Genomic DNA, 12,036 nt, shown 5'->3' with positions numbered 1-12,036 from the left:
GCTAAATTGCTAGACTATCCTATTAAAATTTGGTTTGTATGGCAAATAAGCTTTGTTGTTGTAGGTTTCATTAACTTGCATAAAACTTGTATATAGATTTAACATGGAACGTGAAAATACCAAGTGTTGCTGTGCAATTTTTGCATTTATGGTATTTTCATAAAGAAATCTGCTTGACATTTCTATTATTTTGCTTTTATATTTTGATAACTGAAATTTTTGCGCGCCCATTAATTTTATATGGTTTAGAGATTTGGTTAATTCATTTAGGTAGGTTTCTTTTTCTTTTAAAACATACAAGAGACCGTTACTATTCATTGTGATCAAATACGCTCTTTCTTTGAACAACAATTCGATTAAATGCTCATAGTTTTCTATAATAGCCTCTAAATAATCATTAAGGCACTCATTCATTCTTTATTTCCTCTAATATGTTTTTTGCTAAGTTTGTCAAATCTGGCTTGTATGCGCCATTATCATAAGCTTTTTGCACCGCTTCAAGACGTTTTTGGTGGTTGGCTTCAAAGTCAGCTAAGTTGGATAATGCTTTGGCTGTTTGAGATATATTTACAGTGTCTTGGGGTGCATTTTTGTTCTTTGTGTCTTCAATTTTAATGCTTTGATGTTGTGTATTTTTTTGAGTTTTCTTCTGGTTTGTTATAGCATCTATATTGGGTCCAAATATATCTGATATTTTCATTGTGCACCTCCTAGTATAAATATCGGATGATAGCATAAAAATTTAAGCTTTTTCATAGTAGGAAATCACCTTTTGTATATATTGAACGGTTTCTTTAAACGGTGGTATGCCGTCAAATTTTTTGACATTGCCAAGTCCTGCGTTGTATGCTGCCAAAGCAAGCGGAACACTTTGCAAATTTTGAATTAAATTGCTTAAATATTTTGTGCCAGCCATAATATTTTGCACAGGGTCAAACGCATTTGTTACGCCGAGGCTTTGAGCAGTTTCCGGCATAAGCTGCATTAGCCCCATTGCACCCTTAGGAGAGATTGCGTTTGTGTTAAAATTAGACTCTGCTTTTATAACACTTAAGATTAATTTTTCTGGTACTTTGAAAGCAGCAGAAGCTTTTTTTACTGTATCTAAAATATCTTTTGGTAAATTTACCTTAAATGGTATATAATTGTTTTGATTTAACGGTATGGGTTTTTGTATTTTTGGTGCTTTTGCGTCTTCTACTGTCTTTTTTAAAGCGTTGAACGCTAAACTTGCAATACCAAAACTACTTGTGTTAGCAATTTGGTTTGCCAGCGCATTTTGATACATTGATTGGTATATACTGTTTTCTGCTGAATTACCAAGCGTGCTATCTTCGCCAATTTTCATAGTTTTAAGCATTATATCAATAAAAATTGCCTCAAAGTCTTTTGATAGTTGTTTTAATTTTTGCAAATCATCTGTGTTTTTCTGGTTTGTTATTGTTATACTATCAACATTCATCTACATTACCTCAAGCGATGCATTTAAACTTCCAGCCTGCTTTAGTGCTTCAAGTATTGCAATAATATCGTTTGGTGTAGCACCAGCTTTGTTTAGAGCGTTAACAAGATCTTTTACTGTTGCACCTTTATAAAAGTTTAGAAAATGACTTTGCTCTTGATTTACTGTAATAGTTGGGTTTTGTGTAACTGTTGTTTGGCCAGCCGACAATGGTGCTGGTTGTGACACCTGCTTGTTTGGGCTAATTGTTACAGTTAAGTTGCCATGGGATACGCTAACTGGATTTATTGTTACATCTCCACCAATTACCACCGTGCCTGTTCTTTCATCTATCACTACTTTCGGTTTTACTTCGTTTTCAACTGTTAATTGGTTTATTGAAGATACAAAGCCTACCATATCGCCTTTATAGAAATCTGGAATATCTACAACAACACTGCCTGAATCATTGGCATGGGCGATGTATTGCTTAAAATGTGAATTGATTGCCTGCTGTATGCGGTTTGCCATAGTAAAGTCTGGATGATTTAAATCAAAGTACAATTTATTCATGCCAGATAAGTTAACCTCAACTTGACGCTCTACTAAAGCGCCATCTGGTATTATAGCTGTTGTTGGGAAATTTTGTCTCACATTGCCCCCTGCTGTGCCAAAACTAAAACCGCCAATTGACAAAGGACCCTGTGCTACTGCATAAACGTTCTCATTTGCACCAATAAGTGGTGTCATAAGAAGCGTGCCACCTTGCAAGCTTTTGGCATCACCAATAGAAGCTACGGTTACATTTATTCTAGAGCCTTCCTTGATAAAAGGTGGCAAGTTAGCGGTAACCATTACGGCTGCAATATTTTTTGTTTGTAAGCTTGCTGTTAGTGCAGGAGGTAGGTTAATATTAAATCTTCTTAGCGTATTAATAATAGATTGTATTGTAAATTTAGCGTTTGTGCCATCACCTGTGCCAGCAAGTCCTGCCACAAGACCATATCCCACAAGCTGATTTTGCCTGACGCCTCTTACATTTGTAATGTCTCCAATTCTAACATCAGTTGCATAAGCGCCTATACTATATGAAAAAACTATAATAACTACAATAACTCTTAAAAAGGTCTTATAAGTTGCCATAATTTTGCAAGCCACCCTATGTTGTGCGTATCACTTACGACACCATTACCATTATAATATATTTTAGCATCAGAAATCAAGCTTGAGTCAATTGTATTGGAGCTTGAAATATCGTATTTGCTTATTATTCCTGTTAATACTACTGTGTTCTCCTCGCCATTTGTATATACTTGTTTCTCGCCTCTTATAAAGAACCTGTTATTAGGTAATGCTTTAATAATTCTTGCTTCTAAGGTTGCTGTTAGTGTGTTGCTCGATTGGTTTGTGCCAGTACCCTTATAGCTACTTGAGCCACCGAAGTTTGTTAGATTGTTATTGCCTCCATTTGCTAAATTAAGAGCGCTAAAAATGCGATTTTGCATACCAAGCAGTGTGGTAAGGCCACTATTTGTTGTGGATGACTCACTTGTTTGTGTTTGAGAAGTATTTTGACTTACAGTTTGTTCGCTAACAATTACTGTTACCAAATCACCTACATGTGAAGCTTTTATATCACCAACTAGGCTAGAAGAACCATCGCTCCACAAAGACCCTAAAGCACCTTTATTACTTTCTTCTATAGATGGCTGATCTTTTACATATTGCGGCATTTTTTCGTAATTTGCTTTGATTTGAGCGTTTGAGCATGAAGCAAGCACAAAAGCGATGCTTACTAAACTTAAGTGTTTCCACTTCATATCCTACCTCCCAATTGTAAATATTAGCAAAATCCATTCCAAATTTAATTACATTTATGTAATTTTTTGTTGACTTTTGTTGTGCTATTATTATATTATACCTAAATCAAAATGGAGGTTTTTATGAAAAAATTAGCGCTTGCCCTAACAGGTGTATTTTTAAGCTACAGCATTGCCGTTGCTGGGCCATATGCTTATGGTGGTGGTCCTGGGCCAATGATGAGAGGTTTTGGTCAATCCCAATATCCAATTCAAAATATTGGAGAGGCAAAAGCAAATGATATGATTAGGCAGTTTTTAGACACAAACAACATGAAAGACTATAAAGTACTAAACATTCAAAAAATTCAAGTCCCAAGAGGCACAGCTTATTATGCCACAGTTGAAAACAAAAATAAACAGCAATATCAAATACACGTAAACCCATGGGGTTATGTGGTTGGGCCATTTGCATTGCCAAGGTAAAGCTAAACCATTAAAGCGGTCTTAGGCTGTGTGTGCCAACGATAATTTTGTTTATATTTGAAAGTCTGTGCTTTTGGAGTGTGCCAAACTTGTCTAAAATTACTGTTAGTTTATCACACACAAACTCGCAAGTGGTTAAATCGTTATATTGAAGCATTATTTGAGCTTTGCAACTTGTGAATTTGTGCTTTATATCTATTGCTCTAATTTTTTTTAAATCTAGTTCAGTATTTGGTTTTTGGCAGTGGATGATTATTTCTTTCAAAATACCCTGTATTGTTTGATTATTTACGGTAATTATTTTATCAAAAGTTGGGAGTTTCTCTAAATAATCCAATACCCATGCATTATTGGTGCCGTTTTGCGATTGTTGTTCTAAAAAATCTTCCAATTGGGAAAAATATATTAACCCTTCTTCAAATGACTGAATGCCATCAATGTTAGTTGATGAATCTAAAAAAACTACAACGCTTTTAAACTTTATTGTTGAAAAACGATTATCAAATCGCAATAAGTACTTTCTTAGTTGTTTTGTAAAAAATTTTGTTTTATCAAGGGGATTAGGTAATGCTTTGAATGTTTGGTTTAAGTGTTTGTCAGTTTTTAGCTGTATGATTGTGTTGGTTTTGTAAGAATCAAATGTATCATTTTGAAAATTAGCTGCATAATATATAGTACCCTTGTAGTTTTTCATTTCTACGCAAAAAATAGTATTATTGTGATAAATAATTGCATCAATTTCTAAGAAGCGATGTTTGTTGTAGGGGCTTTTAAGTATGCGGTTATAAAATGCTGTATAATTTTTCTGTGTTAAAATTTTTTGCAAAATTGACTCAGCGGCAAAGCCAAATAATTCTTGATCACTTGGCTCAATCGAGAAAAATCTATCCCAAAATCTTGTTATGATGCAAAAAAATAACATTTTGAACTACACATTTATATCAACATTGATGCCTATCTGATCTTCTTTTTGGGCACAAAAGTTTAGTAGTTCACACAAACAATCGTAATTTTGAAAAAATTCTTTGTGTGAGTTTTTTGAGTAAAATCGAAACATTTTTTTACCATCTTTTATAACAATATTGATATCAAAACTATCTAGGTTTTTTTGAAAACGCTTTACAAAAAGCTCTTTATATGAAACTTTGCTTGGTGTTTGTTTTTTTGGTGGTTGCTTTTGATGTTTGTAATAGCTTTCTTCCTTTTTACCAAGACCCTCAATCGGATCAATTTTTTCAATTGCTATAGATTCATCGTCTGTCATTGTGAAAAAATTCTAAAAATTTAGCAATTGTGTCTGGCAAGTCTTTTCTTTCACATATTAAATCAATAAAACCTTTTTCAAGCAAAAATTCTGACCTTTGAAATCCTTCTGGTAAAGCATGGCCTATAGTTTGTTCAATGACACGCGGGCCAGCAAAGCCAATGAGAGCTTTTGGCTCAGCGACAATAATATCCCCAAGCATTGCAAAACTTGCGGACACGCCCCCTGTTGTGGGATCTGTTAACACAGAAATATATGGTAATCCTTTTTCTGCCAATTTAGTTAGAGCAAAAGAAGTGCGCTCCATTTGCATCAAAGACAATATGCCTTCTTGCATCCTTGCACCGCCAGAAGAACTAATAATAACTAACGCTAAACTATGCTTTATGGCTTTTTCTATTGCCCTGACAATCTTTTCTCCTGTGGCGTACCCCATTGAACCACCCAAAAAGGAAAAATCCATTGCTACTATGACGCATGGTTTTTCTTTTATGGTGCATGTGCCACACACTACCGCTTCTTTGTTGGAAGTTTTTTCAATAGCTTCGTTTGTTCTATCTTTGTAAGGTTTGAGATCAACGAAGTTTAATGGGTCTTTAGTCCTTATACTTTGATCAAATTCTTTAAAACTATTTTGGTCGACTGTTATTGCAATACGTTTTTCTGCTGATATCCTAAAATAGTACCCACACTTGCATACCCAAAAATTACGCTTTAGTTCGTCGATATAGGCGGTTTCACCGCAGGATGGACATTTGATCCATTTTTCTTCATTTTTTTTCTTTTTTTTAAACAGCATAGCATCACCTTCTATATACAGTTTTTCCTTTGTAAATTGTCTGCTCTATATTTCCAGAAAGAGTTTTTAAGTTAAATGGCGTATTTTTACCTTTTGATTTAAAGTTATTTGAGTCTACCACCCACTCTTTGTTGGGATCAAGTAAAACAATATTTGCCAATGAGCCTTCAGTGAGTTTCCCTGCGTCTAGTTTAAACGCTTTAGCAGGTTTTGTGGACAATAATTCTATGGCTTTGAACAGGCTTATAAGATTTTTTTTGACCAAATAAGTATTTACAACACCAAAAGCTGTCTCAAGGCCGCTTATGCCAAAGCTTGCATCTTGAATGAGTACATTTTTTGAATCAAGCTCGTGCGGTGCGTGGTCTGTCGCAATGGCATCCACTAAATCTTGCTTGAATGCTTCTATGATTGACTCTAGATCTTCTTTAGATTTAAGCGGCGGATTAACTTTTGCATAAGTGTTGTAATTGTAAGCTTCTTCTTCGGTTAGTGCAAGATGGTGCGGTGTAACTTCAAAAGTTATATTCAAGCCTTCTTTTTTAGCGTTTTTTAAAAGCGCTATAGATTCCTTTGCGCTAACATGACATATATGCAAACGAGCATCTTTAACAGCCCTTAGTATTTCAATATCACGTGCTATCATTGAACTTTCTGCAAGGCTTGGTATACCTTTTAATCCAAGCCCAAATGCTGTTTTGCCTTCGTTTATAATGCCGCCTTTAGAAAGACTGTAGTCTTCTTCGTGAAGCGCAAAAATGAAGTCTCCATTGTTTTTAGTGTAGATAAGTGCAGTGTATAGCAAATTTGCGTCTGATACAGGCTTTCCATCGTCACTAAAAGCAATGCAGCCTGCGCTTTTTAAACTGAGATAATCACAAAGTTGTTTGCCTTCTTGGTTTTTTGTGATAGCGCCAATTGGGCGGATATCGCAAATATTTAGACTGGAAGCTTTATTTGTGATATAGGAAACCGTCAATTCATTATCTATTAGTGGGTTTGTATTTGGCATACAGCAGATACTTGTAAAACCGCCTGCTACTGCTGCAGCTGCACCAGTTTGTATAGTCTCTTTTTTTGTAAAGCCTGGATCTCTTAAATGCGTATGCAAATCAACGAAGCCAGGGCACACTACAAGACCACTTGCATCAATTTCTTTATCTATTGATAAACCGTTTGTATTTCCAACAAGCTCAATTTTATCATCATTTATCACAACATTTGTGACTTTTTCAAGATTGTTGGCTGGGTCAATGACTAGCCCTGAGTGAATAACGATTCTCATATATCACCCAATTTTTTTATTATAAGTTCATTGACGATTTTTGGATCTGCTTTGCCTTTTGTAGCTTTCATCACAGCCCCTACAAAAAAACCAATTGTATTCTTTTTGCCAGTTTTGTATTGCTCAACTGCCTTCGGGTTAGACGCTATTGCTTCATCTAAAGCTTTTTCTATAATGCTTGTATCTTGAATTAAAACTAGGTTTTCTTTTTCTATAATTACTTTAGGTGAAAGGGCATTTTCATACATTTTTGCAAAAACCTCTTTTGCTATTTTACCACTAATAACATTATTTTCAACTAAATTAATAAGTTCCGCTAAATTTGCAGGTTTAATTTTGCATTGCGTTATGTCTTTGTTTTCTTTGTTTAAATATCCTAAAACTTCGGTTAAAATCCAGTTGCAAGCCGCTTTGGGATTTGACAGTTTTGCAGACTCTTCATAATAATCGGCAATATCTTTTGACTCAACAAGCGTTTTTGCATCTTCTTCTTTTATACTGTAATGTTTAACAAATCGTTGCATTTTTTCAAATGGCAGTTCTGGCAAATTGCCTTTTACGGATTGGGTAAAATCATCATTAATAGAAATAGGTACAAGATCAGGATCTGGAAAGTATCTATACTCGTAAGCTTCTTCTTTGGAGCGCATGGATTTTGTTGTGAGTGTTTTTTCATCAAATAGTCTTGTTTCTTGAATAATACTCTGGTTGTCCATAACAGCCTGAATCTGGCGATTCCATTCATACTCAAGTGCTTTTTCGACATGCTTAAAGGAGTTCATATTTTTAACTTCAACCTTTGTGCCTAATTCTTTTTGGCCCTTTGGTTTTATGGATATGTTTGCATCACACCTCAGTGAGCCTTCTTCCATGTTGCCATCGCAAATGCCTAAATACCTCACAATTCTTCTTAGGGATCTCAAATACTCGTAAGCTTGCCTTGGTGTTTCTATGGCAGGCTTTGATACAATCTCAAGCAGTGCTGTGCCAGTTCTGTTATAATCTATCAAACTTGAATTTGATGTGTGTATGGTTTTGCCTGCGTCTTCTTCTATGTGAATACGCTCAAGGGGTATTTTTTTGAAGCCATTTTCATCTTCAATTTCTACATAACCACCAGTTAATATGGGTAGCTCGTATTGTGAGATCTGGTAATTTTTTGGTAAATCAGGATAAAAATAATTTTTTCTTGCCATAACAGAGTATTTATTTATCGTACAATTTAGCGCAAGTCCAAGCCTTAGTGCAAATTCCACTACTTTTTTGTTCAAAACCGGCAAAACGCCAGGCATACCTAAACACACAGGACATACGTTTTCGTTTGGTAGCGAGCCAAATTTTGTCGAGCAAGAGCAAAATATCTTGCTATCTGTTAAAAGTTGAATGTGAACCTCTAAGCCAATTGTGGGTTCAAACTTCATTGAAGGCCTCCTAAATAAGTGGGTTGATAATAAAATCTCTCGTTTGCACAGTATCTTTAAACTCAGCCTTATAGCCAGAAGTTATTTTAGTGAAGGCTACTTTTGATTCTATAATTAACTTTATTGCCATTGTGTAAATCTTGTGTTCAACCTTTAGAATCCTATCAGCAAGACTTTCTGGTGTGTCGTTTTCGAACACGCCAACGGCTGCTTGGATGATAATTGGACCGCTGTCTAGCTCATTTGTAACAAAGTGTACTGTAGCGCCACTAATTTTTACACCTGCTTCAAGTGCTTGCTTTTGGGGATTTAAACCTTTAAAAAGTGGCAATAGTGATGGGTGAATATTTACAATTTTCCCTTCAAATGCATCTACAAAGCTATCGTCTAATATGCGCATAAAACCTGCTAAGGTTATCAAATCAGGCTTGTATGGTTTGATTGTTTTTATAAGTGTTTGAGCGTATTCTTTTTTCGTTAAACCTTTTGGGTCTAAAAAGATGGCTTCGATGTTGTTTTGCTTTGCTATTTCAAGACCTGCGCATTGCTTATCCGAAACAACACATACAATTTGAGCTTTTAGTATACTATTTTGTATATTATCCAGTATTGCTTTAAAATTTGAGCCTCTACCAGAGAGCATACATACTATTTTAAACAAACGCCGCCTTCTTTTACTACATAACCTATGTGATAACTTTTTATGTTGTGCGATTGTAAAATTTTCAACACAATATCTTTATTTGACGCTTCAACTATAAACACAAAGCCAATACCCATATTAAATGTACGATACATCTCTTGTTTTTGGAGTTTAGTAATGTCTTGAACTAATAGAAATTCTTCTTGTGTTGGTATAGCTTGTGTATTAATTTCACAACCAAAACCTTCCAAACATCGTGGTATGTTTTCTATAAAACCACCGCCTGTGATATGTGCTGCTGCTTTAACATACTGTTTGATTAACTTGATATGTGGAACATAAATGGTTGTTGGTGTAAGTAAAATTTCTGCAAGGGTTCTGTTACCAACTGAATAGTCTAAATTATATTTAGCTAATTCGAAAAACGCTTTTCTTATTAATGAATATCCATTTGAGTGAAACCCACTTGAAGCAATACCTATTAAACAATCCCCCTCTTTTACATTTCCGTTAAAAATTTCGTCTTGTTTTCCAATGCCTACGCAAAAGCCAGCCAAATCATACTCGCCTTCGTTGTACATTGAAGGCATTTGTGCAGTTTCACCACCTGCTATTGCGCAATTTGACTGTTTTAGACCTTCTGCTATGCCTTTAAATGTATCTTCCAATACTTTGTCGCTTAACTGGCTATATGCGATATAATCCAGGAAAAATGTAGGCATAATACCTGTTGTTATAATGTCGTTTACATTCATAGCCACTAAGTCTATACCTACACTGTCGTGTTTGTTTGCTAAAAAGGCAATTTTCAATTTTGTGCCAACGCCATCTGTTGTGCTTGCAATAACACTATCACAACCAAAATGATTCAAACTAAACAGGCTGCTAAAAGCCCCGATTTTTGATATAAAGCCTTTAGTTGGTAGATCTTTGGATAATCTTTTTATACTTTCTACGAATCTATTCCCCTTATTAATATCTACGCCACTGTCTTTATAATTTATCATCTTGCTCCCTTCGTTTTTTTAATATAGGCTCAAAGTTTTTGTAAACTATTGTTATAATACCTGCAATGGGTATTGCAAATATGACACCCAATATTCCATAAAGCTCACCAAAAAATACAATAGCAACAAGCGCGAAAAGTGGATTTATATTTATTGCTTTAGAGAAAATAAACGGAGCTACGATATTTCCGATAATAAAGTGTATCGAAATAAAGATTAAGCCTACTTCAAGTGTCAACAGAAAACTTTTATTTACGGCAATAGCTAAAAAAAGTGGTGGAATAATAGCTACTACACTTCCAATGTATGGTACAATGTAAGCAAGACCGCTAAGTAAAGCAAATATAATAGAGTAATCAAGCCCAACAATCTTAAAACCTATGTATGTGAGTATGGTAACAATGAGTATTACAATTAAAAGGCTTTTTATATAGCCGATACTCATTTCATAAATCTGAATAAACACATTTAAATAATTTCTACCCAAAATATTGTATATAAAATTTTTTAGACTCGTTCTGTAATAATTCCTTATAATAAGCATAAAGTATGATATAATAGGGATGATTACTAAAGCCGATAGCGCAGTTAAACCCTTTATTATGCTAAACATAGAAGATAACGCAAAAGTAGGCGCGGAGGCTTGAATATTGCTTACTATATTATTCAGAAAAACTATAACCTCCCTTCTCCATCCAAAGCGTGCTAAAATAGAGTAGTATAGGTGATTCAAAGCATTTTCTAGGTTTACAATAAGCTGAGGTATTGATTTATTTAGATTATTTATCTGTTGAATCAATATGGGCACAATTAGAGAAAATATAAATACAATGATAGCCAATGCTATTAAAATACCTAAAAGAGAGGAAAGCCATATAGGTACTCCGATACGGCTTGTAAGTTTGACGAAAGGATAAATACTTTCGCTTAAAAAATACGAAAATATCAGTATGACTGTAAAAAAAACTACCTTAAAAAATAATAGGTAAACTAACCCAACAATTAAAACAAAGAAAGCTATATGTTCAAAATATGTTTTTTGTTGATGCTTGGTTAAAATTTATATAACCTCTTCTTCTTGTTTTTCCCTAAGTCTCGCTCTAATTTCTTTCAAGCGTTCTTTTTCTTCCTGTATAGCTTTTTGTGCTTCTTCTATATTTTCTATTAAAAATTTCTTTTTTTCATCAATATAATCTTTGCCTTTTTCAACAAGCTCTCTTGAGTTTTGGGCAATTTTTGAAGCTAGGTTTTCTATTTTTTCTTCGATATTTTCTTTTTGTTGTTTAAGCGTTTCAACACTTCTGTCTTTTAGAGTGGATAGCTTATTTTTTGTTTCTTCTGATTTTTCGGATTTAAGAAACCACCATAGAGCTGTCGAAGCTATGCTAGCCCCAATCAATGCAATACCAAGCAGGTACTTTTTACTCATCTTTATCTCCTTTAAATTTTTTTACAAAATTTGCAATACCAAACAAGTAAGCATAAACTTCGTCTAATTTTTCTTCTATTGATTCTACTCTATCAAAAACGTACTCAATATGCGCCTTAGCTTTTTTGTTAGTATCAATTACCAGGTTGCTAACTGAATTTGAAGTTTCTTTTGCGCCATCTAAAACATCAGATATTGTGCCCTTTGCTTTGCTAGAAAGTTCTTCAACGCTAAGCATTATCTCCCTTGTCATACTAACCATATCTGTGGCTTTGTAAAACATATCTTTTGAATCGGCTACAAATGGCTGAATTTCTTTTTTTATTTCGTCAATTTTTTTCTGCATCTGGCTATACTGATTTTTGACCAAAATTAAGGCAACCAAACCTGCAATAGCAAAACCTAAGTAAACAACCGCTATAATAACCAATGAAACTTCACCTATATTCATTAAACGCACCT

At 34.4% G+C, this 12,036-nt stretch carries 16 protein-coding genes; 1 reads left to right on the top strand and 15 read right to left on the bottom strand.

All coding sequences use genetic code 11. The features are described from left to right. Positions 1-9: 9 nt before the first annotated feature. Genes DESAMIL20_RS08470 through DESAMIL20_RS08450 form a run of 5 tightly spaced genes read right to left on the bottom strand, consistent with a single transcriptional unit; the run spans position 10 to position 3,261 of the window. Positions 10-414, bottom strand: coding sequence for a hypothetical protein (locus DESAMIL20_RS08470; RefSeq protein WP_086034421.1), 405 nt, complete (start codon positions 412-414; stop codon positions 10-12). Then, positions 407-700 (bottom strand): flagellar biosynthesis anti-sigma factor FlgM, encoded by a 294-nt coding sequence (locus tag DESAMIL20_RS08465; protein WP_158090566.1) that lies wholly within the window; start codon positions 698-700, stop codon positions 407-409. The genes DESAMIL20_RS08470 and DESAMIL20_RS08465 overlap by 8 nt, the downstream gene beginning before the upstream one ends. Positions 701-742: 42 nt before the next feature. Next, positions 743-1,462 carry a transglycosylase SLT domain-containing protein gene (locus tag DESAMIL20_RS08460; protein WP_086034419.1) on the bottom strand — a complete coding sequence of 240 codons (720 nt, stop codon included), beginning with the start codon at positions 1,460-1,462 and terminating at the stop codon, positions 743-745. Further along, positions 1,463-2,584: a flagellar basal body P-ring protein FlgI gene (locus DESAMIL20_RS08455; RefSeq protein ID WP_086034418.1), complete on the bottom strand. Its 1,122-nt coding sequence runs from the start codon at positions 2,582-2,584 to the stop codon at positions 1,463-1,465. Further along, a complete protein-coding gene (locus DESAMIL20_RS08450; RefSeq protein ID WP_086034417.1) occupies positions 2,560-3,261 on the bottom strand; it encodes a flagellar basal body L-ring protein FlgH in 702 nt (233 codons plus the stop codon). Before DESAMIL20_RS08450 ends, DESAMIL20_RS08455 begins: the two co-directional genes overlap by 25 nt. 123 nt (positions 3,262-3,384) lie before the next feature. On the opposite strand from DESAMIL20_RS08450, the gene DESAMIL20_RS08445 reads away from it, so the two are divergent. Next, entirely contained in the window at positions 3,385-3,726 is a 342-nt protein-coding gene (locus DESAMIL20_RS08445; RefSeq protein ID WP_086034416.1) for a hypothetical protein, read from the top strand. Between the two features lie 10 nt (positions 3,727-3,736). On the opposite strand, the gene DESAMIL20_RS08440 is transcribed toward DESAMIL20_RS08445, so the two are convergent. From DESAMIL20_RS08440 to DESAMIL20_RS08395, 10 genes are read right to left on the bottom strand one after another with little or no spacing between them, the layout of a single operon-like run. Further along, positions 3,737-4,648, bottom strand: a complete 912-nt coding sequence (locus tag DESAMIL20_RS08440; RefSeq protein ID WP_086034415.1) for a nuclease-related domain-containing protein — start codon at positions 4,646-4,648, stop codon at positions 3,737-3,739. 6 nt (positions 4,649-4,654) lie between these two features. Further along, positions 4,655-4,990, bottom strand: coding sequence for a hypothetical protein (locus tag DESAMIL20_RS08435; protein WP_086034414.1), 336 nt, complete (start codon positions 4,988-4,990; stop codon positions 4,655-4,657). Beyond that, on the bottom strand, positions 4,977-5,789 hold the full coding sequence (accD, locus tag DESAMIL20_RS08430) for an acetyl-CoA carboxylase, carboxyltransferase subunit beta (RefSeq protein WP_086034413.1): 813 nt from the start codon (positions 5,787-5,789) through the stop codon (positions 4,977-4,979). The genes DESAMIL20_RS08435 and accD overlap by 14 nt, the downstream gene beginning before the upstream one ends. 4 nt (positions 5,790-5,793) lie before the next feature. Beyond that, on the bottom strand, positions 5,794-7,074 hold the full coding sequence (locus DESAMIL20_RS08425; protein WP_086034412.1) for a dihydroorotase: 1,281 nt from the start codon (positions 7,072-7,074) through the stop codon (positions 5,794-5,796). Continuing rightward, positions 7,071-8,495 (bottom strand): Asp-tRNA(Asn)/Glu-tRNA(Gln) amidotransferase subunit GatB, encoded by a 1,425-nt coding sequence (gatB, locus tag DESAMIL20_RS08420; protein ID WP_086034411.1) that lies wholly within the window; start codon positions 8,493-8,495, stop codon positions 7,071-7,073. The genes DESAMIL20_RS08425 and gatB overlap by 4 nt, the downstream gene beginning before the upstream one ends. Before the next feature lie 10 nt (positions 8,496-8,505). Continuing rightward, entirely contained in the window at positions 8,506-9,156 is a 651-nt protein-coding gene (gene purN / locus DESAMIL20_RS08415; RefSeq protein ID WP_086034410.1) for a phosphoribosylglycinamide formyltransferase, read from the bottom strand. Further along, on the bottom strand, positions 9,144-10,142 hold the full coding sequence (gene purM / locus DESAMIL20_RS08410; protein WP_086034742.1) for a phosphoribosylformylglycinamidine cyclo-ligase: 999 nt from the start codon (positions 10,140-10,142) through the stop codon (positions 9,144-9,146). Before purM ends, purN begins: the two co-directional genes overlap by 13 nt. Continuing rightward, positions 10,132-11,166 carry an AI-2E family transporter gene (locus DESAMIL20_RS08405; protein WP_275074323.1) on the bottom strand — a complete coding sequence of 345 codons (1,035 nt, stop codon included), beginning with the start codon at positions 11,164-11,166 and terminating at the stop codon, positions 10,132-10,134. The genes purM and DESAMIL20_RS08405 overlap by 11 nt, the downstream gene beginning before the upstream one ends. Before the next feature lie 39 nt (positions 11,167-11,205). After that, positions 11,206-11,574 (bottom strand): hypothetical protein, encoded by a 369-nt coding sequence (locus tag DESAMIL20_RS08400; protein WP_086034408.1) that lies wholly within the window; start codon positions 11,572-11,574, stop codon positions 11,206-11,208. Further along, the gene (locus DESAMIL20_RS08395; RefSeq protein ID WP_086034407.1) at positions 11,567-12,025 is read right to left on the bottom strand and encodes a LapA family protein; all 459 of its coding nucleotides are present in this window, start codon (positions 12,023-12,025) and stop codon (positions 11,567-11,569) included. Before DESAMIL20_RS08395 ends, DESAMIL20_RS08400 begins: the two co-directional genes overlap by 8 nt. Positions 12,026-12,036: the final 11 nt, after the last annotated feature.

Source organism: Desulfurella amilsii (assembly GCF_002119425.1).
GTDB lineage: Bacteria > Campylobacterota_A > Desulfurellia > Desulfurellales > Desulfurellaceae > Desulfurella > Desulfurella amilsii.
Note: the sequence above shows the minus strand (reverse complement) of the source record. Positions and strands in the feature narration are given on the sequence as shown.